This window comes from Mycobacterium paraffinicum (assembly GCF_001907675.1).
GTDB classification, from domain to species: Bacteria; Actinomycetota; Actinomycetes; order Mycobacteriales; family Mycobacteriaceae; genus Mycobacterium; species Mycobacterium paraffinicum_A.
This window is the reverse complement of record NZ_MPNT01000001.1, coordinates 77,690-103,007: the sequence shown is the minus strand read 5'-3', so window position 1 is coordinate 103,007 and position 25,318 is coordinate 77,690. Positions and strand designations below refer to the sequence as shown.

Below are 25,318 nucleotides of genomic sequence, written 5' to 3'. Positions count from 1 at the left end.
CGTCGATTTCATCCGATACGAGCGACTCACATGCCAGACCTTCACCGGCCGGTTCCGGCGCTGACCGCTCTGAATCGACCCTTCTGGACCTCTGGTGCCGACGGCGTGCTGCGCATGCAACGCTGCACCCGCTGTCGGCGGCTGTGTCACCCGCCTGCGTTGCTGTGCCCTGTTGACCACGAGACCACCGAGTATGTCGATCTCAGCGGCCGCGGGTTCGTCGAATCCTGGACGGTGAACCGCCATCAATGGTTCCCCGGGTTCGCGCCGCCCTACTTGATCGCATTCGTCAACCCGGTCGAGGACAAGCGGGCGCGCCTGCTGACCAACCTGGTGAATGTCCATCCCGACGAAGTCACCGCAAATATGCCAGTAAGGGTCACGTTCGATCGATGCATCGATGGCGACGACGAGGTGTTCATCCCATTGTTCGAGCCGGAGCGCTGATGAACACCACGGTGACCGATCGGGCCATCATCAGCGGCATCGGCCAGTCGGCAATCGGTCGCCGGCTGGGGCGGGACCCACTGGAGCTCACCGCCGAAGCGTGTCTCGCCGCGGTTGCCGACGCCGGCTTGTCGTTGGCTGACATCGACGGACTCACAACCTATCCCGGGTCGTCGCAACCCGGCGTCGGGTTCTCCGGGGCGTCGCTGCGGGACATCCACGACGCGCTGGGAATCAACCCGAACTGGGTCGCCGGGGGAGTGGAATCCCCGGGGCAGCTGGGCGCCGTGGTGGACGCAATGCTCGCTGTCGCAGGCGGGCTCGCCGACCACGTCCTGTGCTGGCGCAGCATCTGGGAGGGCACCGCTCAGGGCGCCGGCCGGCGCAAGGGCTACGGGTCTGGCGGCGGCCGCCCCGCCGGAATGTTGGGCTGGCAGATGCCATTTGGTGCGACGGCGGCCAACTTGGCGGCGCTGCAGATTAATGCGCGAATGCTGCGGTACGACCTGACTCGGGAGCAGCTCGCGTCGATAGCGATCGCGCAGCGGGCGCACGCAGCACGCAATCCCTCGGCGATCTATCGCGACCCACTCGACCTGGACGCCTATCTGAGCGCGCGCATGGTTTCCGACCCGTTGTGCATGTTCGACTGTGACATCGCCTGCGACGGGGCGACCGCGTTCGTCATCTCGCGTGCCGAGCACGCCGGCGGCCTCGACCATGCGGGGGTGGTCGTCGAGGCCCTCGACTGCGCGCACCACGACCGGTTCACCTGGGAGGGGGGAGACGATATCACCCGCATCAGCTCACGCTGGTCCACGATCTGGGGGCGCACCGATTTCACCGTCGCCGATGTTGACGTGGCCGCGTTGTACGACGGGTTCAGCGTCTTTGTGCTCTGCTGGCTGGAGGACTTCGGTTTCTGCCCGGTCGGCGAATCCGGCGCGTGGGTCGCGGACCCGGCGCACATCTCTCTGGGCGGACAATTGCCGATCAACACTGCGGGAGGACAGCTGTCCGGGGGCCGCCTGCACGGCTTCGGGCATCTCCATGAGGCATGCCTGCAGGTCCGTGGCGAGGCCGGCGCGCGACAGGTCGACGGCGCGAGGCTGGCCGCGGTAGGCGTCGGAGCGGCCAACAGTGGCACCACCGCGATGCTGCTGCGGCGGGCGTAAGAATGCCGTCGTGCACAATGATCATGCGACTCTGAGGAGGATATCCATGGCCGACGATCAGGCGCCGACGTTGGGCTTCATCGGGTTGGGCAATCTGGGTGCGCCCATGGCCAAGAGGTTGATCGGCTGGCCGGGCGGGTTGATCGTCTTCGACGTAAGGCCCGATGCGACAACGCCATTCGTCGATGCCGGAGTGCAGGTCGCCGACACCGTGGCTGACGTGGCGGCCGCCGACATCATTAGTGTCATGGTGCTGAACGACGAGCAAGTGCGCGATGTGGTGGCGCGGCTCGCCCCGCGTGCCAGGCGTGGCGCCGTTATCGCGATCCACTCGACGATCGACCACCGAACCGCAGTCGAACTGGCCGCGGAACTGGAGCCGACGGGCATTCACGTCATCGATGCACCGGTCAGCGGCGGCGTGGAAGCGGTGAAGACGGGTGATCTGGCCGTCATGGTGGGTGCCGAACGCGAGGTCTACGAGCGCGTCAAGCCGGCGTTCAAGCAGTGGGCATCCATGGTGGTCCACGCTGGAGAACCCGGCGCGGGGACCCGGATGAAGCTGGCGCGCAACATGCTGACTTTCACGTCATTTGCGGCGGCCTGCGAAGCGATGAAGCTCGCCGAGTCGGCAGGTCTTGACGTGCAAGCGTTCAGCCGGGTCGTGCGCCACACCGACGCGCACAGCGGTGGCACCGGCGCAATGATGTTCCGCGACGACATGAGCAAGCCGCTGGCCTCAGACCACTTCCTTTACCAGCCCTTCCTGCACACCCGCGACTTGGGAGAAAAGGACCTCAGCCTGGCGTTGGGGCTCGGCGGGGAAGTGGGAGTGGATCTGCCGCTGGCGCAGATCGCGCTGCAAAATCTTGCCGAAGGGCTCGGTGTGCCGCGCGCCACTGTGACCGAATCTCAGTGATCAAGAACCGCGCCGCTCCGCTGCATACATCGTCACAGTGGGGCAAGGCATTCGGATGGTCCATGAGGGGCGAGCGGCACTTTGGTGGGAAAACTATCGACGTACCGGGGCCTGTCGCGCACAGTGGGTACGCGCGGGCCGAACATGTGTTGACCGCTACGGCGCGCCAGTTGTCACAGCCTCGTCGGCTCTGGGATCGTTCAAACCGGCGTCCGGCCCGGTTAATGCCGGACTGAATTTGAGCGCATCGACAAGTTCTTCGATGGCGATTGCTGCCCGCCCATCCAGAACGGCCTCAGAGAAACACGTCTCTAGGTGGTTATGCAGCATCACCCTGTTCGTACGCTCCAGCGCCGATTGCACGGCGGAAATCTGCTTCATCACATCCACGCAGTATGCGTCGCATTCGAGCATCCGAATAATCCCGTCGATATGACCCCGCACAGTCTTTAGCCGGTTCAGTGCCGCGCGCTTCTTCGTTGTCAGCTCTTCTTCCGCCATCGCTTGCCCCTCCTCTCGCAGCTCCTGGTGTCCGTCTTATCGTCAGTGTAGCCCACCCCACCCAGGGTGGGGTAGCATGACCGTGTTCGGATCCAACCACGACGGGAGATCTCTACCATGACGACTCAGACCGACGCTGAACCAACCGATGAGGGCGGCGCATCCCAACCCATCGCTTCCGGTCCTTCGCGCAGTCGCCTCATACAGGCGTTGGCTTGGGTAGGAATCACCGCTGGTGGCCTGTTCATCGTCGCTGCGATCTTCTTCTCGGGGTTTTTCCTGAGTTGGAGCGAACGCTCGGGGATGGGGCATATGGGCATGGGCCACGGATCATCGATGGACTGCTGTAGCCAGATGAAACCGGGCGACCAGATGATGAAACCGGAAGAGCACATGAAACCCGGCGCGATGATGCCGAGTGGGATGGCAAAGTGACCATGACGTGGCTTCACGGAATAGGTTGGGGCTGGGCTGGATGTGCCCAGCAGATTGCAGTGATGGTAGTGCTTTGGGGTACGGTCGCGACCGCCGTCGTTCTTGCGGGCCAGTTCCTTACCCGCCAACGAAACAGCCCACTGGCGCTGAGGGGCACGAGTCCTATCCAGATCAAGGGTGTGCTTACGGAAGGCTCGGCTCAACCCGAGGCGGACAACGATCAATGGCATCGCCGATTGATGTAGTTGCACGAACGGCCTTGAGCACCAAGCACTTCACCGCGGACGCATGACGACCGAAGGGTCATCATCGTATGGCTAGATTCACGCGACGGGCAGCCCTCGCTGTGCTCGGTGCTAGTGCGGTAATGGCGACGGGCCATGCGCTGCGCGGAACTCTTGGCTCAGCCGTCCTGGGCATCCGCTTGACCGACGGCGACGGCATGGTGGGTGCCAGCCCTGCGGACATGAACGTCTACATGGAGATGTTCAACCGGCACAACGAAATAACCCGCACTGTTGAAGAGATCCCTGGTGGGATACGTACCGCTACGCAATCGAATTCGCCTGACCTCGTTGCGCAGCTGCAAGCGCATGTGTCGAGCATGTACTCACATCTCGAACACGGTGCGGAGGTCACGTGCATGAGCGGCAGCCTGCCCACGCTGTTTGGACACGCAAATGGCTATCGCCGCCAGCTGACATTTACTCCCACCGGGGTGATAGCCGAAGAAACCGCCGATGATCCGGCCCTAACGCAAGCGATCCGCGCACACGCCCAGGAGGTCACAGGCTTTGTGCGCGATGGGATGCCGGCAATGATGCGAGGCATGATGGGCGGGATGATGGGGCCGGGAATGATGGGGCACCACTGAGGTTCAAAGACTCTGCGAATTGTCCGCTCCAAGGCTGATGGCACATGCGGGTGAGCCCGAATTGCTTGTAGCAACCTCGACTTCGCTTGGTCTTCACGCGACCATCGCTTCTGCTCACGCCGAAGATCCCCGACGGCGGCGGCAGCGGCTTCACACCTCGCTTGCCCAGCTCAACACCAACCGACGCGGCCCCCATTACGGCCGTGATCGCCGCAACTCCAGCAGCATCGCTTCCACCGGCGCCGATATCTGGTGCGGACAACTCATCGGCCGATGCGACCGGTCCATCAACCCCTCCAAGCCCGCAGCTTCATAGCGGGCTAACCAGGAGTGCAGCGTCTGACGCGACACCCCAAACTTCTCGGCGACCTGCGAAATCGACAGACCGTCGCTGATCACTGCCAACACGGCCTGATACCGCTGCTCGGCCACGCTCAACTCCCTCATCCAGGGAGTGTCAAGGATCAGCCGAAGCAACTGTCAAGCATCAACCGAAACACTGTCAGGCATCACCCGAAGGTGAAATGTCCAGCATCAACCGACGTCATACACCCAAATGGTGCCCCCGGCAGGATTCGAACCTGCGACACCGGCTTTAGGAGAGCCGTGCTCTATCCCCTGAGCTACGAGGGCGGACGGCCTGAGCTTACCGGGAGACTGTTGGTGCGACGGGTCAGCGCAGTTCCGCGATGACCTTCGCGAAGTTCTTCATGTGGTTGTCCTGCACGGTGACGGACGTGACCCCGTACTTCTCGCGGTAGAAGTTCAGCCTGTCGGCCATCTCCCGCGGCGTTCCGCTCAGCACCGAGGTCTGCTCCAGCAACTCCTCGTCGGACAGCTCCGGGGCATATTGCCGGGTCATCCTTAGGTCGGGCATGGTCTCACCTTCGGCCGGCAGAGCGGTGATCGCCAGGTTCAACTCCAGCGAGTCGAATCGGTCCCCGGCAGCGCGGCGGACGAACTCGATGCGTTCGCTCAGCGGGTCGTCAGCCTCTTTCACCCGCGAACCGGTCAGCCCGATGATGTGGGCGTGCAGGGCGGCGATGGTCAGCACCCGGTCGCCGTTGCCGGCGATGAGGATCGGCGTCTTAGGGTGATGCTCCTCGAGGTAGGTCGTCATGTGCTCGAGGTAGTCGACCCGGGCGCCGGCGCTGGGGTAGGGCAGCTCGGCCGCCTCGAATTCCTCTCTCACGTAACCGGTTCCAAGCCCGATCTCGAGACGCCCATCGCTCAGCTTGTCAAGGTCGCCGAGGTCCCGGCTGAGCAGGGCCGGCTTGTAGAATGCGGCGTTCAGCACATACATGCTGAGCTTGAGCTTCGTCGTGACTATGGCGGCCGCGGTCAGCGCGGCCATCGGGGATGCCGCGCCCAAATGATCCGGCACACAAAGGATGTCGAATCCAACGTCTTCGGCGCGCTTCACCTTCTCCACGAATGCCTCGCGCGACTTGATGAAGCGCATGCTTACTCCGAAGCGAAAATCCTTGGCCACCAACACTCCTTCGACAGATGAGGACAATTACCACCTACGAGCCGCTTCCGCCAGGCTGTGCACCAGGGCGCTGGTGACCGGCGACAAGCCGTCGTCACCGGGCAGCGGACTGCGCGGGCTGATGCCGCGAACGCGAGGCGACAGCTCCAGCTGGGTCCCGCCGCCGCGCACCCGGTTCACCGGGTTGCCCGGATGCAGCCCGCGTAACTCCGGCGGGATGTCCTCGAGGTCGGTGATCACCTGGTAGCCGGTCAGCTGAATGTGGCGGGCCAGGTGCGCGGCCAACGCGCGGTTGCGGCCGCCGGCCAGCAGTTGGGCGCTGCGCCCGATGCGGCCGTAGCCGTGCAGCGACACCGCAACGTCGACGTGGTCGAGGAATTCGGCGAGCCGGGGTGACTCGGCCGGATCGAACAACGCCGACGGCAGGTGGTGGGGGTAGCGGTCGGGATGACGCAGCACGTACACCGACGCGTCGGAAGCGTCGGCGGCGCGCTGGGCGATCACGTCGGTCATCTCTTCCAGTCCACCACCGTGGATGGCGAGAAAGCCGAAGCGCGAACGCAATTGGCTGGCCTCGCTGATCCCGGGCTCGCTCAGCAACGCTGAAAGCGATTGCGGTGCAGGCCCGGACGCGGTCGCCCGGCGCGGCCAGCGCGAGGGGTCCCAGCGCTGCAGGAAGTCGATCCAGCGTTGCGGCAAGCCGTGGTGCACGGCGCCGTCGATGATCTTGGGCAGGTAGCCCGGCCTGGGCGCACCGGGCGTCACGCGATGGTCGATGTAAACCCAGGCTGGCGACGGCCCGTCGTTGGAGTGCACGGTCAGCCGGTCGCGCCGGTAGCGCACCGGCACGCCCTCGGCGCTGTCGAGGGTTGCCAGGTCGCCCTCGGAGATCTGCCAGATCACGCCGTGCACCTGATTGCCGACGGACGGTTCGACCGTGGCCACGCCGCGCTGGTTGATCAGCCAGTCGTGATCGCACAAGACCGCCGGCCGCGGATCGGCGGCGTCGGGACACCGCAGCGCCATTTGCCTGACGCACAGGTTTGAGCCATATGCGAAGTAGGCGTGCCGGCGGGCCGGCATTTAGCCGGTCACCGTCAGCCAGATGAGCACCACGTTAAGCAGACTAATCATTACGCCGACGGCCCAGCCAAGAACGGTCGTGACGCGACGATTGGTGTCGTCGCCCATCAGCTCGCGGTCGCTGGTGAGCTTCACCAGGGGAAGGACGGCAAACGGTATCCCGAACGACAGCACGACCTGGGACAGCACCAAGGCGCGCGTGGGGTCGAAGCCGAACGCGAGGATCGCCAGCGCGGGGCACACGGTGATCAAGCGGCGCACCAGCATCGGAGTTCTGCGGTGCAGCAGGCCCTGCATGATCATCGCGCCGGCGTAGGCGCCCACCGACGACGAGGCCAGCCCGGACGCCAGCAACCCGACGGCGAAAAGCACCGCGATGGTGGGGCCCAGGGTGTTGTGAATCGCGGAATACGCGCCCTCGATGGACGCGCTGATGTCGCTGTGCTGCAGGTTGATCGCCGCGACCAGGAGCATCGCGGCGTTCACCGTTCCGGCGACGGCCATCGCCAGCACGACGTCCAACCGGGTCACCCGCAGCAGCAGGCGTCGATGCGAGCCCTCGGCGGGATGCCCGTGTCGGTCGAGCACCAGCCCGGAATGCATGTACACGGCGTGCGGCATCACGGTGGCGCCCAGGATGGCGGCCGCGAGCAGCACGCTTTCGGTGCCCCGGAACCGCGGCACCAGACCGCCGAGCACGGCGTCGGGCGGCGGGGTCTTCACGAAGAAGCTGGCCGCGAACCCGATGGCGATGACCAGCAGCAGTCCAGTGATGACGCGCTCGAAGATGATCTGCCCGCGCCGGTCCTGGATGGCCAGCAGCAGCAGGGACACCACCCCGGTGATGACCCCGCCGAGCAGCAGCGGCAAGTCGAATAGGATCCGCAGGGCGATTGCGCCGCCGACGATCTCGGCCATATCCGTCGCGATCGCCACCAGCTCGGCCTGGGCCCAGTAGACCAGCCGGACCGGGCGGCTCATCCGCTTGCCGATGGCCGCGGGCAACGAGCGTCCGGTCACCAGGCCGAGCTTCGCCGACAGATACTGCACCAGGCCAGCCAGCGCGTTGGCCACCACGATGACCCACAGCAGCAGGTACCCGAACTGCGCGCCGGAGCTGACGTTCGCGGCGACGTTGCCCGGATCGACATAGGCGATGGCGGCGACGAAGGCAGGCCCGAGCAGATACCAACTGCTCTTGAGCGTGGCCTGGCTGCTCTGCGTCAACGTGTCGCCCTCGATTCATACGGCCGAATAAGAAAGTGAGGTTAGCCGAACACTCGGGACACACCGAAAGGCCACCCGGAATTCGCTCACCTATCTCTATACCGCCGACGACGCGACGGTGCCGCTGCGGTCCCCGCCGACGCGAACGCGCAGACCGCTCATTTAGCCCGGATGGTCGCGCAGCAACATGGGCGTATCACAAGGGTGGGCAGGAGGCACTCGTCTCGAGCAGGCACGTTGCTTGGTGTGCGACCCAAGCAGCCGTGGGACGCTGCCAAACGGGCGTGGGAAGTCGCGCCGCCGGCGATCAGCAGCGGCGTTCAGCAGCCGACCGGGCCGCCGCCCGCGGGGCAGCTGGGGATGTTGATCGGTATGCAGCTCACCGAGGTCGTTGAGACGGCGAACGCGAGCAGCAATGCAAAGAACACCCTTTTCCCCCTAGTCATAGCCGAAAAGCGTACGCCCGAGAGAGGATCCGCGTAGCGGTTTGCCGAAACATCAGACGTGCCAGGCCCACCGTCACGCGTACTCCAACGCGGTCACAGACCGTAGAGCCCCTTGCCGGTGATCAGCGGCAGGTCGAGGGTCGTCACGATTCCCGGCTCGGCTGCCACCACCGCGGGGATCGCGTTGACCAGCCGCATCGCGGTGGCGACCAGCCCGGCGTGGTTGTGGTCGCCCTTGCGGCTGCTCAGGCAGATGTCCATGGCGTAGGACGGTTCGCCGGTGATCTCGATGCGGTAGGACCCGCCGGGCTGGGCGGGCTGTGGCCACTCGGGGCACAGGTCCTCGCGCAACCGGGTGACGTGTTCGAGGACCACGACGGGGTCGCCGTTGACCAGGCCGAACACCTCGAAGCGAAGCGCCGCGGCGCTGCCTTTCGGGATATGCCCCGAGGCGATGTCGAAGTCCTCGGGCGCCGGAACGCGCACGTACTCTTGCGCGACCGCGTGGAGCGAGATGCCCAGGCCGGCCGCCAGCTGGCGCACCACCGATCCCCATGCCAGGCTCAGAACGCCGGGCTGCAGCAGCATCGGGATCTCGTCGAGCGGCTTCCCGAAACCCATCACGTCGAACATGACGGCGGCGCTGTCATAGGTGGCGTAGTCGACGATCTCCATGCAGCGGATCTGCTGGATGTTCTGACAGGTGCCGGCCAGCGCCAGCGGCAGTAGGTCGTTGGCGAAGCCGGGATCGATCCCGTTCACGTAGACGCTCGAATTACCCTCGCGCGCAGCGTCTTCGATCGGCTTGATGAGCTCCTCGGGGATGACCTCCCAGGGGTATTGCAAGAAGACCGGGCCGCTGCCGACGATGTTGATTCCGGCCGCCAGGACGCGCCGGTAGTCCTCCAGCGCCTCGGGTAACCGGTTGTCGGCGAGCGCGTTGTAGACCGCGCACTGCGGTGCGGTGGCCAGCACGGCGTCCAGATCCGTGCTCGCCAGCACCCCGGTCGAATCGGGAAGTCCGGCAAGTGATGCCGCGTCCCTGCCGGCCTTGGCGTCCGATGACACCCAGACGCCTCTGAGCTCGAACTCCGGGTTGGTGATGAGCGCTCGCAGCGCATGGACGCCGACGTTGCCGGTGCCCAACTGGACGACGGGGATGGGCATGATGGGCTCCTTAACGGCAGTCGGTCACAGATCCGGGACGGGGATGTCGAGGTTGGGATAGGTGAGGCCGCCGTCGACCTCCAGCGTCTTGCCGGTCAGGAAACTGCCCGCTGGGGACGCCAAATACACCGCGGCGGCGGCAATGTCGACGGGGTCGCCGAGGCGCCGCAGGGGGGTGGCCTTTTCCATCGGGGCGCGCAGCTCGTCGTTGGACGCGACGACGTCCAGCGCGGAGGTCAGGATTGATCCCGGCGCGATCGCGTTGACCCGGATGCGCGGGCACAGGTCCAGGGCGGCCGACCGGGTGTAGTGCGCCAGCGCGGCCTTGGCGGTCGCGTAGGCGGCGAAACCCCGTCCGGCCAGCCGACCCATGGTCGAGGTGATGTTGATGATGCTGCCGCCGCCGGAGTGCTCCAGCATCAGCGGCACCGCCGCGATGGTGAGCGCGTGGGCGGTGGCGACGTTGAAGGTGAACGCGTCCTTGAGGTCCTTGGTCGAGGTGGTCAGCAGCGTGTTGGGCATGGTGCCGCCGACGTTGTTGACGACGATGTCTAGTTTCCCGAAGGCCTCGACGGCCTGGCCGGCCAGCTGGGCGGTCGCCTCCGGGTGGGCCAGGTCGGCGGCGACGATGTGCGCCCGCCGACCGGCGGCGCGGACCTGTTCGGCGACGGCTTCTAGTTGCGATTCCGTGCGCGAGGCGATCAGCACATCGGCGCCCGCCTCGGCGAAAGCCAGCGCCATGGCCGCCCCGAGGCCGCGGCCGGCACCGGTGATGACGGCGACTTTGTCGTCGAGACGAAATCTGTCAAGGATCATCGCGGCCTCTCTTCGCCCAAGTTGTCAGCCGACACGGTAGCAAGCCGCGCCGTGTCGGATGTCGCATTTCTGAAACAGGTTCTACTTTTGCATATGGGTGGGCCGATGCAATGGACCCGCCCCCGCTTGCGGCCCTTGAGAACCGCGGTGCTCGAAATTGTTTGAATGCCGCATGAGATGGCCCGGCGCATCTCGCGTCCACTGCGAGAACATTGACCCGGCGCTAGCCTTAGTGCTGACCGTTTGGTCGGCGCGCAAAGATATTGAATGGTGGCGATCATGTCTGTGCTCTCTCGTCGGGGATCATATTGGGGCTGAACCGATTTGGCGCTACGCTATGCGCCGCGACCGTCCTGGCACTGTCCGGCTGTGGGAGTAATGACAACTCGGCGGGGGAACGTCCGGCGCCGGGCACGCCGGCCGCCAAGGTGAGCTGTGGCGGGGCCAAGTCGCTGAAGGCCAGCGGGTCGACCGCCCAAGCCAACGCGATGACCCGCTTCATCAAGGCGTTCGAGCAGGCTTGCCCGGGCTGGACGCTGAACTACACACCCAACGGCTCCGGTGCGGGTATCGGTGAATTCACTGGCAACCAAACCGATTTCGCGGGGTCGGACTCACCGCTTGCTCCCATCGAATACTTCGCGGCGCGGCAGCGTTGCGGTTCGCCGGCGTGGAATTTGCCGGTGGTATTCGGTCCGATCGCGATCAGCTACAACGTCAAGGGCGTGACGTCGCTGAATCTGGATGGTCCGACGACCGCGAAAGTATTCAAGGGCGCCATCACGACATGGAACGATCCGGCCATCGCTTCGCTGAACCCGGGCGTCGCGTTCCCCGACGAGCCGATTCGGGTGATTTTCCGCAGCGACCAATCCGGCACTACCGACAATTTCCAGAAATACCTGGATTCCGCGGCCAACGGCGTCTGGGATAGGGGCATCGGGAAGACATTCAACGGCGGTGTCGGTGAGGGAGTCAGGGGCAACGACGGCACGTCGGCGGCGGTCAAGGCCACCGAGGGGGCCATCACCTATGACGAGTGGTCGTTCGCCCAGGCGCAAAAGCTCAATATGGCCAAGATCATCACCTCGGCCGGGCCGGACGCGGTGGCGATCAGCGCCGATTCGGTGGGCAAGACGATCGCGGGTGCCGACTTCACCGAGGAGGGCAACGACCTGGTCGTCGACACCTTCTCCTTCTACAAGCCGGCCCAGGCCGGGTCCTACCCGATCGTCCTCGCGACGTACGAGATCGTCTGCTCGAAGTACCCGGATCACCAGGTCGCCGCGGCCGTCAAGGCCTTCCTGCAGAGCACCATCGGTGCGGGTCAGAACGGCCTGGCCGACAACGGCTACATCCCCGTTCCCGAGTCGTTCAAGTCCAGGTTGTCGGCGGCGATCGACGCCATTTCGTGAGCCCTCCCGCCCCGCCATGCGGCCCGCCCACAAGCCGCCATGGCCAGCGACAATCGGCCGACGGCAATTTGCCCAACGTTAACCTTCTTGCTGTTAGCTTCCTTGCTGCGAGAGACGGCTCATCGCCGGGCAGCGGCTAGAGGACGTTGCCAATCATGTTTCATCCCTACCGTTAGGAAGTGACTTGAAACTCAACCGATTCGGTGCCGCGCTGAGCGTCCTGACCGCCGCTGCGCTGGCGTTGTCGGGGTGCGGGAGCGACAACAATGCCAACGGCGGCAGCAGCGGGACGAACGGTTCGGCGTCGGGCAAGGTCGGCTGCGGCGGGAAGAAGACGCTGAAGGCCAGCGGGTCGACCGCCCAGGCCAACGCGATGACGCGCTTCGTCAACGCCTTCGAACAGGCCTGCCCGGGCCAGACGTTGAACTACACGGCCAATGGGTCGGGCGCGGGAATCAGTGAATTCAACGGCAACCAAACCGATTTCGGCGGTTCGGACTCGCCGCTCGGGGCAAAGGAATACGCCGCGGCGCAGCAGCGTTGCGGCTCCCCGGCATGGAATCTGCCGGTGGTGTTCGGCCCGATCGCCATCACCTACAACGTCAAGGGTCTGAGTTCGCTGAGCCTGGACGGGCCGACGGCGGCCAAGATCTTCAACGGCGCCATCACGACGTGGAACGACCCGGCGATCGCGGCGCTGAACTCCGGTGTCACGTTGCCGGCCGAGCCGATCCATGTGGTCTTCCGCAACGACGAATCCGGCACCACCGACAACTTCCAGAAGTACCTTGACGCCGCCTCGAACGGCGCGTGGGGCAAGGGCGCCGGGAAGACGTTCAAGGGCGGCGTCGGCGAGGGCGCGAAGGGCAACGACGGCACGTCGGCGGCCATCAAGGCCACCGAGGGGTCGATCACCTACAACGAGTGGTCGTTCGCCGAGGCGCAGAAACTGGACATGGCCAAGGTCGTCACGTCTGCCGGCCCGGACGCGGTGGCGATCAGCGCCGACTCGGTCGGCAAGACCATCTCCGGCGCCAAGATCAGCGGGCAGGGCAACGACCTGGTGCTGGACACGCTCTCCTTCTACAAGCCGACCCAGGCCGGGTCCTACCCCATCGTGCTGGCGACATACGAGATCGTTTGCTCGAAGTATCCCGACTCCCAGGTCGGCACGGCGGTCAAGGCGTTCCTGCAAAGTACGATCGGTGCGGGGCAGAGTGGCCTGGCCGACAATGGGTACATCCCCATCCCGGATTCGTTCAAGTCGAGACTGTCGGCTTCGATCAACGCCATCACGTGATTTGAGGTGGTCGTGACCCGAGGAGCGGTAGCCAGCCCGTCGACCACGGAAAAACCTGCGTTCACCGCGTTGGGCGCACCGTCGGGTCGACGGGGTGACCGGCTGTTCAAGTTGGCGGCCGCCGCTGCGGGTTCGACGATCGTGGCCGCGATCCTCCTGATCGCGGTGTTCCTGCTGATTCGTGCCGTTCCTTCGCTGCGGGCCAACCACGCGAACTTCTTCACCAGCGCCCAGTTCAGTACCACCGACCCGGGCAAGCTGGCGTTTGGCATCCGCGACCTGTTGATGGTCACGGTGCTCAGTTCGCTCACCGCGCTGGTGCTCGCGGTCCCGATCGCGGTGGGTATCGCGGTGTTCCTCACCCAATATGCGCCCAAGCGGCTGGCTCGCCCCTTCGGGGCGATCGTCGACCTGCTGGCCGCGGTGCCCTCGATCATCTTCGGGTTATGGAGCATCTTCGTGCTGGCGCCCAAGATCGAGCCCGTCGCGGCGTTCCTCAATCGCCACCTGGGCTGGTTCTTCCTGTTCAAGCAGGGCAACGTGTCGCTGGCCGGTGGCGGCACCATCTTCACCGCCGGCATCGTGCTTTCGGCGATGATCCTGCCGATTATCACGTCGGTCTCGCGGGAGGTGTTCCGGCAGACCCCGCACATACAGATGGAAGCGGCGCAGGCGCTGGGGGCCACCAAGTGGGAGGTGGTGCGGATGACCGTGCTGCCGTTCGGCCGCAGCGGTGTGATCGCGGCGTCCATGTTGGGGTTGGGCCGAGCGCTCGGCGAGACGGTGGCGGTGCTGATCATCTTGCGTTCGGCCGCGCGCCCCGGAAACTGGTCGCTGTTCGACGGCGGCTACACGTTCGCCTCGAAGATTGCCTCGGCGGCAGCCGAATTCAGTGAACCGTTGCCCACCGGGGCCTACATCGCCGCGGGGTTCGCGCTGTTCGTCCTGACGTTCGTCGTCAACGCACTGGCTCGCGCCGTCGCCGGCGGGAAGGTCAACGGATGACGGCCAACGTTTTCGACCGGCCGGTCAAAGCCCAGGCGTTCCGGCCCGTCAGCATCCGGCGGCGGCTCACCAACGACGCCGCGACGGTCTTCTTCGTCGTCTCGTTCCTCATCGCGCTGGTGCCACTGGTGTGGGTGCTGTCGGTCGTGGTAGCCCGGGGCTGGTATGCGGTCACCCGGACGGGCTGGTGGACCCACTCGCTGCACGGCGTACTGCCGGAGCAGTTCGCCGGCGGGATCTATCACGCGCTGTACGGAACCATTGTGCAGGCCGGGGTGGCCGCTTTGCTGTCCGTGCCGCTGGGGCTGATGACCGCGGTCTTCCTGGTGGAATACGGGTCCGGACGGCTGGTGCGGCTGACGACCTTCATGGTCGACGTGCTCGCCGGGGTGCCCTCGATCGTGGCGGCGCTGTTCATCTTCAGCCTCTGGATCGCCACGCTGGGATTTCAGCAGAGCTCGTTCGCCGTCTCGCTGGCGCTGGTTTTGCTGATGCTGCCGGTGGTGGTGCGGTCCGCCGAGGAGATGCTCAGATTGGTGCCCGACGACCTGCGGGAGGCCAGCTACGCCCTCGGTGTTCCCAAGTGGAAGACCATCATGCGGATCGTGTTCCCGATCGCCATGCCCGGCATCGTCTCCGGCGTCTTGCTGTCGGTTGCGCGGGTCATCGGGGAAACGGCCCCGGTGCTGGTGCTGGTGGGCTACAGCCGCTCGATCAACGTCGATATCTTCCACGGCAACATGGCCTCACTGCCGTTGCTGATCTACACCGAACTCACCAACCCCGAGCACGCCGGCTTCCTGCGCATCTGGGGTGCGGCGCTGAGCCTGATCGTCATGGTCGCCGTGATCAACCTGATCGCCGCGGCGACCCGGTTCCTGGCGACCCGCCGGCGCTGAGCACGCGCCCGGTCAGGACTTTGATGCGGCCTTCTTGGCGGGTGCCTTCTTCGCCGTCGTCTTCTTCGCGGTGGTCTTCTTGGCAGCCGTCTTCTTCGCCGGGGTCCTCTTGGCCGGAGCCTTACCGTCGCCCGAACGCGCCTTCACGCTGGCCTCCAGCTTGGCCAGCAGGTCGGAGACATCCTCGGTCTCGTCGAGTTCCTTAGGCTGCTCCTCGGTGGTAAACGCTTCGCCGCCTTCGAGTTTCGCGTCGATCAGCTCTTGCAGCTGCTCCTGATAGGTGTCGTGATAGCGGTCCGGGTTGAAGTCTTCGGCCATCGACTCCACCACCTGACCGGCCATTTTCAGTTCCGCGGGCTTGATCTCGACCTCCTTGTCGAGTACCGGGAAGTCCGGGTCGCGGATCTCGTCGGGCCACAGCAGGGTGTGCACCATCATCACGTCGCGCTTGCCGAAGTCCTTGACGCGCAACGCCGCCAGCCGCGTCTTGTTGCGCAGGGTGAAGTGGACGATCGCCATCCGATCTGTCTCGGCGAGCGTCTTCGCCAGCAGCACATACGATTTCGACGACTTGGAATCCGGCTCCAGGAAGTAGCTCCGGTCGAACAGCATCGGGTCGACCTCATTGGCCGGAACGAATTCCAGCACCTCGATCTCCCGGCTGCGTTCTTCGGGCAAGGTGGCGATGTCGTCGTCGGTGATGATGACCATCTGGCCGTCGTCGGATTCGAAGGCCCGGGCGATGTCTCGATATTCGACGACCTCGCCGTCCACCTCGCACACGCGTTGGTATCGGATGCGGCCGTTGTCCTTGGCGTGCACCTGATGGAACTTGATGTCGTGGTCCTGGGTGGCGCTGTACACCTTGACCGGGACGTTGACCAGCCCGAATGCGATCGAGCCCTTCCAGATGGAGCGCATGTAAGTCAGTATGCCCATACTGTTCGCCGGCTAACAGGACGCGGGGCCGTTGCGCCCAGCTCGTGACCGCATCGAAGCCGGCCGGGAAGCTACCGCCGGTTTGCCTGGGCCCGCAGCTCGGCCCGGTCGGGCAATTGCGCCCCGGCGCGGCCCACGGTCGCCGCAGACGACAGCGTGGCCGCCTCGAGCGCTCCGGTCAGGGTGTCGATCGAGATGCGGCGCAGGGCGGCCCGCCGGTCGGCGCCCAACACATCCATCCCCCAGAGCGCGTCGAGCAGGCCGACCATGAAGGCGTCGCCGGCGCCCACGGTGTCCACCACCCGGACCGGCCTGGCGGCCACGCGCGCCTCGCCGGCCGAGCACAGCGCAACCGCGCCGCCGGCGCCCATCGTCACCACGACGATCGCCGGTCCCGAGGCCAGCCACGCCCGGGCCGTCTGTTCCGGCTCAACCTCGGGGTCGATCCAGCGCAGGTCTTCGTCGCTGACCTTGACGATGTCGCTGCGCTCGGCCAGGTGCTCGATACGCGCGCGGGCCGAATCGCGGTCGGCGATCAGCGAGGGCCGCACGTTGGGATCGAAGGTGACCGTGGCCGAAAGGCGGTAGGTGTCGACCAACGCCGCGACCGCCAGGCAGCCCGGCTCGCGCACGGCGGCGATGGACCCGGTGTGCACCAACACCGGCGGCGGTACCTCGGGTGTGCCGGAAAGCCGCCACTGAAGGTCAAACGTGTAGGTGGCGGAGCCATCCTCGGTCAGTGTCGCTACCGCGGTTGGTGTCCGGGCGGCCGCAACGCTGCCCGGGACAAGCTGTGCGCCGGCACTTTTCACGTAGTCGGCGATGTGCCGGCCGTGTGGGTCGTCGGCGATGTGGGTCAGAAAATCGATATCGCGGCCCAGCCGGCCGAGTCCGACGGCGACGTTGAGAGGACTACCACCGACATGCTCGTCGCCGTCGACGATATCGATCAGCGATTCGCCGATCACCAGCCCGCGGGTCATCGCACCAGAGCCTCCAGCGTCGCCCGAGCACCCTTGTGGTGCAACGAATCCAGCGCCCAGCAATACGCATCGACGAACCGTGGTTGGTGGGCCAGATCGCAGAACACGGCGGTCACCTCGACGAAGGCGGTGGGATTCTGGTGTTGCGACCGGGCGATCGGGATGAGCGAATCCGCGAGCTGGTCCACCACCTCGTACGGCTTTCCCCATTCGTCGGTGCCCTCGGCGTAGCGCGCCCAGCTGGCCACCGCCGCGGCCGCCAGCTGAACCGGCCCGTCGTTGGCCAGGTTGTCACAGATGACGGGGAACAGCCATTTTGGGATGCGATCCGACGAGTAGGCGCAGATGCGCGCGACGGTGTCGCGCACGGCCGGGTTGGCGAACCGCTCGACCAGCGTGTGGCCATACTCGTGCAAATCGATTCCCGGCACCGGCGGCAGGGTGGGGATGGCCTCGGTTTCGAAGTACGAGAGCAAGAATGCGGCGAAGAGTGGATCTCGCGCCGCCTCGTGGACGAACCGGAAGCCGCAGAGATGAGCGAAGTAGGCCAGGCACTGATGCCCCGCGTTGAGCAGCCGCAGCTTCATCAGCTCGTATGGGCGCACGTCATCGACCATCAGGACGCCGGCCTGCTCCAGGGGGGGCCTGCCGTCGGCGAAGTCGTCCTCGATCACCCAGGCGGTAAAGGGTTCGGCCACCACCGGCCACCGGTCGTTGACGCCGAAGTCGCGCCGCACCTCCGCGGCCATCTCCAAAGTCGTTGCCGGAGTGATGCGATCGACCATCGAACTGGGGAACCGGGCGTTCTGCGCCACCCACTCGGCCAACGCGGGATCCCTGTGTTCGGCGCTGGCGATCACGGTGCGCTTGGCGACCTCGCCATTGTTCTCGATGTTGTCGCAGGAAACGACCGTCGGCGCGGGGATTCCTTGATCGCGCCGCCTGGCGAGCGCCTCGGTGATCAACGCGAACGCCGGCCCATCGGGGTCGCGGTACCCACCTTCGGTGATGGTCAGCGAAATGATCCGGGTGGAGGCGGCGGCAAGCACCTCTAACGCTGATTCCGGATCGTCCGGGGCGTAGCGGTAGTCGACGATCGACCCGATCACTTGCGCGTCCCGGCTTCCGTTGGGATTCTCCAAGATCAGGGTGTACAGCCCGTCCTGATCGTTGAGGACGTCGCGCATGGTCCAGTCGGTGGGCATCACGCCGACGCCGCAGATGCCCCAGTCGCGTGCCAGCCCCTGCTGCAGCAGCAGGTTGATGTACGCAGCCTGATGCGCCCGGTGGAAATGACCGGCGCCGATATGCGCGATGCCGACGGTCACGTCGCCCCGGTCATACTTCGGTGCCTCGATCGGCAGTTCGGAAAGCGACGCATTGTTCAGATTGATCGCGCTAGCCACTATCGGCCAACTCCTCACCGGGCCACGGTCCCGATTGTTACGGGGCTCGCAGCACCTCTCGTCGGTTTGTCGATGCCCTACGCGAGCGGGGAACCAGCGGTCGGCACGGCCGACAACAGCAGTACATCGGCGAGCGCACGCCACGAATCGGTTATCGCCACGGCACCGGCATCGATCAAATCCGCTCGGCGGCAATCCCGTTCGTCGGGTGGCACGAACATCAGGTTGCCCACGGTGGCGTAACCGGCTGCAACCGCGGAGCTTACGCCGGCGACGGAATCTTCGATGGCCAGCCCCTGTTCCGCCGCGACGCCCATCACCTGACCGGAATGCAGATACACCGCCGGGTCGGGTTTACTCGTCGGCACCGGGAGCGAATCCTCCGCGCTGAAGGTCACCGCCTCCGGTATCAGCGAGTCGATGCCGGTGGCGGCGAAGCAGGCGCGCAGGCGCTTGGTGGCGCTGGAGCTGACGGCCGCGAGCGCGTAGTGCCCCGCGAGGTCGCGGAGCGGTTCGAGCACTTGCGGGTCGGGGGTCAGCGTGACGGCGAGGTGCGCGGTGACCCGTTCGCGCTCCTCACGCACCCACTGCTCGAGTTCGTCGGCGGACAACGCGCTGCCTTTCGCCACGTCGTCGGTGGACGCAACCACCGCCGCGGGAAAGCCGTGCGCCAACGTCTGCTCGAACGGCAGCCGGCACTGGTTCGCCAGGTCGAGAGCCATGGCGCGGAAGTTCTTCCCGACGGCCCGCTTACGCAACTCCTCAGAGTCGAGTGGGGCGCTCACGCCGAACCTGGCCAGGAAACGATTCATCACGTCGGTCGACGCTTCGAACGCCGGGCGCTCCGAAGCGAACAGGTTGTCGTCGGCGTCACATAGCAACGTCGTGATCGGCGCCGGGTCGAAGGCGCGCACAAAGGTCAGGCCAGCATTCATCGTGACACCAACTCTCGCTCGTCGTTGCGCATCGCGTCACGCAGCGTCGGCACCACGCCGCGCGTATCGATGTCGGCGATCATGTCGCCGAGGCGGCGCGCGAACCCCGGAACCGCGCGAAGCTCGGCGAACATCGCATGTCGCAGCAGGGGGTCAGGGTTGTTGCCGGCCATGTTGGCCAACTTAGCCACCGGTATCGCCTGAGAGTCCTCGAGGCGGAGCCGGCGGCCCCGGAGGTCGTGGCCGCGCATATAGCGTGCCCAACCGGCAACGGCCAGCGTCAGCAGCGTGTGTGGTCTGCCCTGCGCGATCGCCTCCTGCAGCGATGGCAGCACAAAGCAGGTGATCTTGTTGGTCCCCCGCCGGGCGAGCCGCGACAACTGGTCGCTCATGCTGGGATTGCTGAGCCGATCGAGCAAGGTGGCCCGGTACTCCGGGGTGTTCATCCCGGGGACCGCGGGCAGCAACGGCTGAATTTCGTCGCGCAGCAGCGTCTCGACGTAGTCGAATATGATGCGGTCCCGCATCGCCTCGTCGGTGCGCCGGTAACCGGCCAGCGTCGCCAAGCAGGCCAGGGCGATATGGGTCCCGTTGAGCAGACGCGTCTTGACCAGCTTGTGCTCACTGACATCGGCAACGAACTCGGCACCGACCTCCTCGAGCGGCGGCCGTCCGTTGCTGAACGAATCCTCGATCACCCATTGGCGATACGGTTCGGTCACAACCGGGCACTTGTCGGCCACCCCGAACGTCTGCTCGACAAACTTGCGCTCCGAATCCGAGGTTTGCGGAGTGATGCGATCGACCATCGTCGACGGGAACGCGACGTGCCTTTCGATCCAGCGGGCAAGCCCGGGGTCCTTGCACGCCGCGAACGAAACCAGCGCGGTTCTCGCCGGCCGGGTGTCGCCGGCGACGTTGTCGCAACAGAGCACGGTGAACGGCGCGCAACCCGCGCGGCGGCGGCGGTCGAGAGCTTCGGCCAGATACCCCCACGCGGTGGCATAGCCATGCGACGCGACCAGATCGGCACGCACGTCGGGGTGGTTGGCGTCGAACTGGTCGGTGACCGGGTCCAAGAAGTATCCGTTGTCGGTGATTGTCAGGCTGACGATGCGGGTTTGAGGGTCTGCCAGGGCGGCGCGGACCGCCGCCCCATCATTCGGTGCGAAATGGACGGAGCCGATGGAGCCGACCACGCGGGCGGTCTGGCCGTCATGACCGCGCTGGACAACGGTGTACAGCCCGTCCTGCGCCGACAGCAGGTCTTTGGCCCCCGGTGAGTGGAGGCTGACGCCGGTGACACCCCAGCGATGCGAAATGCCCGATCGGGCAAGGTCGTCGAAGTAAACAGCCTGGTGTGCGCGGTGAAAATTGCCCGCGCCGATATGAACGACACCGCGCTGCAGGGCCGACCTCTCGTAGGTCGGTACCGCGATCCGTTGGGAGTGCAATGGCAATGTGGCATTACTGAGTGGGACGCCGCCTTCTGGACGCCTGGACATTATGCGCATTGCCCACGCGTGCCCGTGGTGGCCCCGGGTCTAACGCCTTCGTAACCGAGGTCACAAAAATTTACGTTTGAGTCATACTCCGTGGTGGGTAAGAAAGATCACTCTTCAGACGCGTAGGTTGACAACATGGCACCGCGGGTGAAACTCACCAATGCCGACAAGGTGCTCTACCCCGCCACCGGGACCACCAAGCGGGACGTCTTCGACTATTACACCCGGATCGCCAAGGTGATGATCCCGCACATCGCGGGGCGCCCGGCCACCCGTAAGCGCTGGCCGAATGGGGTTGAGGAGTCGTCGTTTTTCGAAAAGCAGCTGGCTTCCTCAGCCCCGGAATGGTTGCCCCGTGCCAGCGTCGCGCACCGTTCGGGAACCACGACGTATCCGATCATCGACAGCCCCGACGGGCTGGCCTGGATCGCGCAGCAGGCGGCCCTGGAAGTGCACGTGCCGCAGTGGCGGTTCGTCGCGGAGTGGACCCGTAGCAACGCCGAGGAGCTCAAGCCCGGCCCGGCGACCCGACTGGTGTTCGACCTCGACCCCGGCGACGGCGTGACCATGGCCCAGCTGGCCGAGGTGGCCCACGCCGTCCGTGACCTCATCGACGGGATCGGGCTGACCCTTTTCCCGCTCACCAGCGGAAGCAAGGGCCTGCACCTCTACGCGCCGCTGGCGGAGCCGGTGAGCAGCAAGGGCGCGACGGTGTTGGCGAAACGCGTTGCCCAGCAACTGGAAAAGTCGATGCCCAAGCTCGTCACCGCGACTATGACGCGAAGCCTCAGGGCGGGCAAGGTGTTCCTCGACTGGAGCCAGAACAACGGCGCCAAGACCACGATTGCCCCGTATTCATTGCGTGGACGCGAACAGCCCACGGTCGCGGCCCCGCGCACATGGGAGGAGATCGACGACCCCGGGCTGCGGCAGTTGCGCTACGACGAGGTGCTGGACCGGGTGGCGCGCGGCGGCGATCTGCTGACGGCGCTGGACAACGATGTCGCCGTCCCCGACCGGCTGTCCAAATACCGCAGCATGCGGGACGCGTCGAAGACGCCCGAACCTGTACCGCGCGCGAAGCCGGTTACGGGCCAGGGCAATTCATTCGTGATCCAGGAGCACCACGCCCGTCGGCTGCACTACGACTTCCGGTTGGAGAAAGATGGCGTGCTGGTGTCGTGGGCGGTGCCGAAAAACCTCCCCGAGACCACATCGGTGAACCACCTGGCGGTACACACCGAGGACCATCCGCTGGAATACGCAGCGTTCGAGGGCAACATTCCCAAAGGGGAGTACGGCGCCGGGAAGGTGATCATCTGGGACGCCGGGACCTATGAGGCGGAGAAGTTCCGCGACGACGAGGTGATTGTCAATCTGCACGGCAACAAGGTTTCCGGTCGTTATGCGCTGATCCAAACCAACGGTGACCAGTGGCTGGCCCACCGCATGAAGGACCAAAAGACCTTCGACTTCGACGGGATCGCGCCCATGCTCGCCACCCACGGTTCGATCGGTGCGTGCAAGGCGACCCAATGGGCGTTCGAAGGCAAATGGGACGGCTACCGACTGCTCGTCGAAATCGACCACGGCAGCCTGCGGGTACGGTCCCGCCGGGGCCGAGAGGTCACCAACGAATACCCCCAATTGCAGTCGCTGGCGGTCGATCTGGCCCAGCATCACGTGGTGCTCGACGGGGAGGCCGTCGTCCTGAACGCCTGCGGGGTGCCCAGCTTTCACGCGATGCAGAACCGCGGCCGTGGCAGCCGCGTGCAGTTTTGGGCGTTCGACCTGCTCTACCTCGACGGCCGATCGCTGCTGCGGGCACGCTACCAGGATCGCCGAAAGTTGTTGGAAACGCTGGCCAGTGGCAGCGAGCTAATCGTGCCCGAGTTGCTGCCCGGTGACGGGAAACAGGCACTCGAGCACTCCGGCAAGCATGGCTGGGAGGGTGTGGTCGCCAAGAAGCGCGACTCCACCTATCAACCGGGCCGGCGCTCGGCGTCGTGGATCAAGGACAAACATTGGAACACCCAGGAAGTCGTCATCGGCGGCTGGAAGGCCGGCGAGGGCGGACGCAGCAGCGGCATCGGCTCTCTGCTGATGGGCATCCCGACCGACGGCGGCCTGCTCTTTGCGGGGCGAGTCGGTACCGGGTTCACCGAACGCGACCTGGAGAGCCTGAAGAAGACCCTGGCGCCCCTGCACACCGACCGGTCTCCGTTCACCCCGCCGCTTCCCCGCAGCGAGGCCAGGGGCGTGACGTTCGTCGAGCCGGTGCTGGTGGGGGAGGTGCGCTACAGCGAGTGGACGCCGGATGACCGGTTGCGCCAATCGAGTTGGCGTGGTCTGCGGCCGGACAAGGAACCGAGTGAGGTGGTGCGCGAATGAAATGGGTGACCTACCTTGGCGCCGACGGTGAACGCACCGGGGTGCTCTCCGATGACGGTGACACCATCCACGCCATGCCCGCGGGTGTGACGCTGCTGGACCTGATCGGCCGTGGCGCCGACGGGTTGCGCGCCGCCGGCGAAGAGGCGCTGCGCGCCCCCGCGGCGACCGTGCCGCTGGATGCGGTGCGGCTACTGGCGCCGATCCCGCGGCCGCCGTCCATCCGCGACTCGCTGTGCTTTCTGGATCACATGCGCAACTGCCAGGCCGCGCTGGGCGCAGGACGCACGCTCGCCGACACCTGGTATCGCATACCGGCTTTCTATTTTGCGTGTCCGGCAACGGTTTTAGGCCCTTACGACGACGCCCCCGCCGCCCCCGGAAGCGCGTGGCAGGACTTCGAATTGGAGATCGCCGCCATCATCGGAACCGGTGGGCGCGACCTGACGGTCGACGAAGCCGAACGGGCCATCATCGGCTACACCATCTTCAACGACTGGTCGGCGCGCGACCTGCAGCAGATGGAAAGCCAACTCGGGATCGGGCAGGGCAAGGGCAAGGACAGCGGTGTCACGCTGGGTCCGTACCTGGTGACACCAGACGAGCTCGAGCCGTACCGGCGCGCCGGCCGACTGGATCTGCGGGTGACCGCACTGGTCAACGATGCCGTGATCGGTTCGGGCTCGACCGCCCAAATGGATTGGAGCTTTGGCGAAGTCATCTCCTATGTCTCGCGCGGCGTGACCCTCGCCCCCGGCGACGTCATCGGCTCCGGCACGGTCCCGACGTGCACGCTCGTCGAGCACCTCAACCCGGCGGCGCTGGAAGCGTTCCCCGGCTGGCTGCACGACGGCGACGTCGTCACGCTCCAGGTCCAGGGACTCGGGGAGACGCGGCAAACCGTGCGCGCCAGCCCCGCACCGCACCCGTTGGCGGCCCGGCCCAATCCGGACGCCGCGCCTCCGACGCCGCGGGTGAACCGGGCGCCCGCGAAGGTGCCCTACACCCGCGGCCTGCACGAGGTCGCCGATCGGGTATGGGCGTGGACGCTACCGGATGGGGGCTACGGCTGGAGCAACGCCGGACTGGTCGCCGGCGGCGGGGCGTCGCTGCTCGTGGACACCCTCTTCGACCTCGCGCTGACCCGCGAAATGCTGACCGCGATGCGGGACATCACCTCGTCGGCGCCGATCACCGACGCGCTGATCACCCACTCAAACGGGGACCACACCCACGGCAACCAACTGCTCGACGCCTCGGTGCGGATCATCGCCGCGCGGGGCACCGCCGAGGAGATCGCGCACGGGATGGCGCCCGAGATGCTGGCGATGGCGCAGACCGCGAACCTCGGCCCGGTGGCGACCCCCTACACGCGAGACCGCTTCGGACACTTCGACTTCAGCGGCATCACCGTGCGCAATGCCGATGAGACGTTCGACCGCGAGCTGAGCGTCGACGTGGGTGGGCGGCGCATCGACCTGTTGAACCTGGGTCCGGCGCACACTGCCGCGGATTCGGTGGTACACGTGCCCGATGCGGGGGTGCTGTTCGGCGGCGATCTGCTGTTCATCGGCTGCACCCCGATCGTGTGGGCGGGTCCGATCGCCAACTGGATCGCCGCGTGCGACACGATGATCGCGCTCGACGCGCCGACGGTCGTGCCCGGACACGGCCCCGTCAGCGATCCCGACGGAATCCGGTCGGTGCGTGGATATCTCGCGCACGTCTCCGAACAGGCCGAGGTCGCTCACGGCAAGGGGCTGTCGTGGTCGGAGGCGGCCGACACCATCGACCTCGGCGAGTACGCGAGCTGGCTGGATGCGGAGCGGGTCGTCGTCAACGTCTATCAGCGTTACCGCGAGCTGGACCCCGAGACACCGCAGCTACCGGTCATGGCCCTGCTGGTGATGCAGGCCGAGTGGCTGGCCAAGAGGTCTAGCGGCTAAACCCGCACGGCC

Annotated in this window: 23 protein-coding genes, 1 tRNA gene and 1 pseudogene; 11 read left to right on the top strand and 14 right to left on the bottom strand. The window is 65.9% G+C overall.

Features of this window, described 5'->3' with window-relative positions; all coding sequences use genetic code 11:
- Positions 1-30 precede the first annotated feature (30 nt).
- The 3 genes from BRW65_RS31965 to BRW65_RS00470 are packed head-to-tail and all read left to right on the top strand — an operon-like array spanning position 31 to position 2,541.
- Positions 31-447, top strand: coding sequence for a Zn-ribbon domain-containing OB-fold protein (locus tag BRW65_RS31965; protein WP_073870013.1), 417 nt, complete (start codon positions 31-33; stop codon positions 445-447).
- Complete coding sequence (locus tag BRW65_RS00475) at positions 447-1,622, top strand: thiolase family protein (RefSeq protein ID WP_073870011.1); 1,176 nt, start codon at positions 447-449, stop codon at positions 1,620-1,622. The genes BRW65_RS31965 and BRW65_RS00475 overlap by 1 nt, the downstream gene beginning before the upstream one ends.
- Before the next feature lie 46 nt (positions 1,623-1,668).
- Positions 1,669-2,541, top strand: coding sequence for an NAD(P)-dependent oxidoreductase (locus BRW65_RS00470; protein WP_073870009.1), 873 nt, complete (start codon positions 1,669-1,671; stop codon positions 2,539-2,541).
- 156 nt (positions 2,542-2,697) lie between these two features.
- Here the strand turns inward: BRW65_RS00470 and BRW65_RS00465 are convergent, their stop codons facing one another.
- A complete protein-coding gene (locus tag BRW65_RS00465; protein ID WP_073870007.1) occupies positions 2,698-3,042 on the bottom strand; it encodes a metal-sensitive transcriptional regulator in 345 nt (114 codons plus the stop codon).
- Positions 3,043-3,159: 117 nt separating this feature from the next.
- Between BRW65_RS00465 and BRW65_RS00460 the strand changes: the two genes are divergently transcribed.
- Together BRW65_RS00460 and BRW65_RS00450 are read left to right on the top strand one after the other, a co-directional pair.
- Positions 3,160-3,477 carry a hypothetical protein gene (locus BRW65_RS00460; protein WP_073870005.1) on the top strand — a complete coding sequence of 106 codons (318 nt, stop codon included), beginning with the start codon at positions 3,160-3,162 and terminating at the stop codon, positions 3,475-3,477.
- Between the two features lie 313 nt (positions 3,478-3,790).
- Positions 3,791-4,351 (top strand): hypothetical protein, encoded by a 561-nt coding sequence (locus tag BRW65_RS00450; protein ID WP_073870001.1) that lies wholly within the window; start codon positions 3,791-3,793, stop codon positions 4,349-4,351.
- Between the two features lie 135 nt (positions 4,352-4,486).
- Here the strand turns inward: BRW65_RS00450 and BRW65_RS00445 are convergent.
- The 8 genes and pseudogenes from BRW65_RS00445 to BRW65_RS00410 form a co-directional block, all read right to left on the bottom strand.
- Positions 4,487-4,798, bottom strand: a pseudogene (locus BRW65_RS00445) (helix-turn-helix domain-containing protein); the annotation flags it as partial.
- Positions 4,799-4,908: 110 nt separating this feature from the next.
- Positions 4,909-4,984: transfer RNA gene (locus tag BRW65_RS00440), tRNA-Arg, on the bottom strand.
- Positions 4,985-5,024: 40 nt separating this feature from the next.
- Complete coding sequence (locus BRW65_RS00435; protein WP_084187618.1) at positions 5,025-5,849, bottom strand: LLM class F420-dependent oxidoreductase; 825 nt, start codon at positions 5,847-5,849, stop codon at positions 5,025-5,027.
- A 21-nt stretch (positions 5,850-5,870) separates the two neighbouring features.
- A complete protein-coding gene (locus BRW65_RS00430) occupies positions 5,871-6,926 on the bottom strand; it encodes a poly-gamma-glutamate hydrolase family protein (protein ID WP_073869999.1) in 1,056 nt (351 codons plus the stop codon).
- Positions 6,927-8,168: an Nramp family divalent metal transporter gene (locus tag BRW65_RS00425; RefSeq protein WP_139272797.1), complete on the bottom strand. Its 1,242-nt coding sequence runs from the start codon at positions 8,166-8,168 to the stop codon at positions 6,927-6,929.
- A 305-nt stretch (positions 8,169-8,473) separates the two neighbouring features.
- Positions 8,474-8,599, bottom strand: a complete 126-nt coding sequence (locus BRW65_RS32600) for a hypothetical protein (protein ID WP_279627609.1) — start codon at positions 8,597-8,599, stop codon at positions 8,474-8,476.
- Positions 8,600-8,692: 93 nt separating this feature from the next.
- Complete coding sequence (locus BRW65_RS00415; RefSeq protein WP_073869992.1) at positions 8,693-9,766, bottom strand: NAD(P)H-dependent amine dehydrogenase family protein; 1,074 nt, start codon at positions 9,764-9,766, stop codon at positions 8,693-8,695.
- Between the two features lie 24 nt (positions 9,767-9,790).
- Positions 9,791-10,582: an SDR family oxidoreductase gene (locus BRW65_RS00410; protein ID WP_073869990.1), complete on the bottom strand. Its 792-nt coding sequence runs from the start codon at positions 10,580-10,582 to the stop codon at positions 9,791-9,793.
- 308 nt (positions 10,583-10,890) lie between these two features.
- Here BRW65_RS00410 and pstS (BRW65_RS00405) point away from each other — a divergent pair, with 308 nt between their 5' ends.
- From pstS (BRW65_RS00405) to pstA, 4 genes are all read left to right on the top strand, one after another.
- Positions 10,891-11,997 (top strand): phosphate ABC transporter substrate-binding protein PstS, encoded by a 1,107-nt coding sequence (gene pstS, locus BRW65_RS00405; protein WP_073869988.1) that lies wholly within the window; start codon positions 10,891-10,893, stop codon positions 11,995-11,997.
- A gap of 184 nt (positions 11,998-12,181) precedes the next feature.
- Positions 12,182-13,297 (top strand): phosphate ABC transporter substrate-binding protein PstS, encoded by a 1,116-nt coding sequence (gene pstS / locus BRW65_RS00400; RefSeq protein ID WP_073869986.1) that lies wholly within the window; start codon positions 12,182-12,184, stop codon positions 13,295-13,297.
- A gap of 6 nt (positions 13,298-13,303) precedes the next feature.
- On the top strand, positions 13,304-14,302 hold the full coding sequence (pstC, locus tag BRW65_RS00395) for a phosphate ABC transporter permease subunit PstC (RefSeq protein WP_073869984.1): 999 nt from the start codon (positions 13,304-13,306) through the stop codon (positions 14,300-14,302).
- Entirely contained in the window at positions 14,299-15,201 is a 903-nt protein-coding gene (gene pstA, locus BRW65_RS00390) for a phosphate ABC transporter permease PstA (RefSeq protein WP_073869982.1), read from the top strand. Before pstC ends, pstA begins: the two co-directional genes overlap by 4 nt.
- Positions 15,202-15,213: 12 nt before the next feature.
- Here the strand turns inward: pstA and BRW65_RS00385 are convergent, their stop codons facing one another.
- From BRW65_RS00385 to BRW65_RS00365, 5 genes are all read right to left on the bottom strand, one after another.
- The gene (locus BRW65_RS00385; RefSeq protein WP_073870874.1) at positions 15,214-16,122 is read right to left on the bottom strand and encodes a Ku protein; all 909 of its coding nucleotides are present in this window, start codon (positions 16,120-16,122) and stop codon (positions 15,214-15,216) included.
- 89 nt (positions 16,123-16,211) lie between these two features.
- Entirely contained in the window at positions 16,212-17,123 is a 912-nt protein-coding gene (locus BRW65_RS00380; RefSeq protein WP_073869980.1) for a carbohydrate kinase family protein, read from the bottom strand.
- Complete coding sequence (locus BRW65_RS00375; protein ID WP_084187669.1) at positions 17,120-18,532, bottom strand: mannitol dehydrogenase family protein; 1,413 nt, start codon at positions 18,530-18,532, stop codon at positions 17,120-17,122. The genes BRW65_RS00380 and BRW65_RS00375 overlap by 4 nt, the downstream gene beginning before the upstream one ends.
- A gap of 74 nt (positions 18,533-18,606) precedes the next feature.
- Positions 18,607-19,464, bottom strand: a complete 858-nt coding sequence (locus tag BRW65_RS00370) for an HAD family hydrolase (RefSeq protein WP_073869978.1) — start codon at positions 19,462-19,464, stop codon at positions 18,607-18,609.
- On the bottom strand, positions 19,461-20,969 hold the full coding sequence (locus tag BRW65_RS00365; protein ID WP_208611729.1) for a mannitol dehydrogenase family protein: 1,509 nt from the start codon (positions 20,967-20,969) through the stop codon (positions 19,461-19,463). The genes BRW65_RS00370 and BRW65_RS00365 overlap by 4 nt, the downstream gene beginning before the upstream one ends.
- 135 nt (positions 20,970-21,104) lie before the next feature.
- Here BRW65_RS00365 and BRW65_RS00360 point away from each other — a divergent pair, with 135 nt between their 5' ends.
- Complete coding sequence (locus BRW65_RS00360) at positions 21,105-23,360, top strand: ATP-dependent DNA ligase (RefSeq protein ID WP_073869974.1); 2,256 nt, start codon at positions 21,105-21,107, stop codon at positions 23,358-23,360.
- A complete protein-coding gene (locus tag BRW65_RS00355) occupies positions 23,357-25,306 on the top strand; it encodes a fumarylacetoacetate hydrolase family protein (RefSeq protein ID WP_073869972.1) in 1,950 nt (649 codons plus the stop codon). The genes BRW65_RS00360 and BRW65_RS00355 overlap by 4 nt, the downstream gene beginning before the upstream one ends.
- The last annotated feature ends 12 nt before the right edge of the window (positions 25,307-25,318 follow it).

Coding starts and splice junctions, on each gene's coding strand:
- BRW65_RS31965 (WP_073870013.1), top strand. CDS start 31: ATGCCAGACCTTCACCGGCCGGTTCCGGCGCTGACCGCTCTGAATCGA.
- BRW65_RS00475 (WP_073870011.1), top strand. CDS start 447: ATGAACACCACGGTGACCGATCGGGCCATCATCAGCGGCATCGGCCAG.
- BRW65_RS00470 (WP_073870009.1), top strand. CDS start 1,669: ATGGCCGACGATCAGGCGCCGACGTTGGGCTTCATCGGGTTGGGCAAT.
- BRW65_RS00465 (WP_073870007.1), bottom strand. CDS start 3,042: ATGGCGGAAGAAGAGCTGACAACGAAGAAGCGCGCGGCACTGAACCGG.
- BRW65_RS00460 (WP_073870005.1), top strand. CDS start 3,160: ATGACGACTCAGACCGACGCTGAACCAACCGATGAGGGCGGCGCATCC.
- BRW65_RS00450 (WP_073870001.1), top strand. CDS start 3,791: ATGGCTAGATTCACGCGACGGGCAGCCCTCGCTGTGCTCGGTGCTAGT.
- BRW65_RS00430 (WP_073869999.1), bottom strand. CDS start 6,926: ATGCCGGCCCGCCGGCACGCCTACTTCGCATATGGCTCAAACCTGTGC.
- BRW65_RS32600 (WP_279627609.1), bottom strand. CDS start 8,599: ATGACTAGGGGGAAAAGGGTGTTCTTTGCATTGCTGCTCGCGTTCGCC.
- BRW65_RS00415 (WP_073869992.1), bottom strand. CDS start 9,766: ATGCCCATCCCCGTCGTCCAGTTGGGCACCGGCAACGTCGGCGTCCAT.
- BRW65_RS00410 (WP_073869990.1), bottom strand. CDS start 10,582: ATGATCCTTGACAGATTTCGTCTCGACGACAAAGTCGCCGTCATCACC.
- pstA (WP_073869982.1), top strand. CDS start 14,299: ATGACGGCCAACGTTTTCGACCGGCCGGTCAAAGCCCAGGCGTTCCGG.
- BRW65_RS00385 (WP_073870874.1), bottom strand. CDS start 16,122: ATGCGCTCCATCTGGAAGGGCTCGATCGCATTCGGGCTGGTCAACGTC.
- BRW65_RS00380 (WP_073869980.1), bottom strand. CDS start 17,123: ATGACCCGCGGGCTGGTGATCGGCGAATCGCTGATCGATATCGTCGAC.
- BRW65_RS00370 (WP_073869978.1), bottom strand. CDS start 19,464: ATGAATGCTGGCCTGACCTTTGTGCGCGCCTTCGACCCGGCGCCGATC.
- BRW65_RS00365 (WP_208611729.1), bottom strand. CDS start 20,969: ATGTCCAGGCGTCCAGAAGGCGGCGTCCCACTCAGTAATGCCACATTG.
- BRW65_RS00360 (WP_073869974.1), top strand. CDS start 21,105: ATGGCACCGCGGGTGAAACTCACCAATGCCGACAAGGTGCTCTACCCC.
- BRW65_RS00355 (WP_073869972.1), top strand. CDS start 23,357: ATGAAATGGGTGACCTACCTTGGCGCCGACGGTGAACGCACCGGGGTG.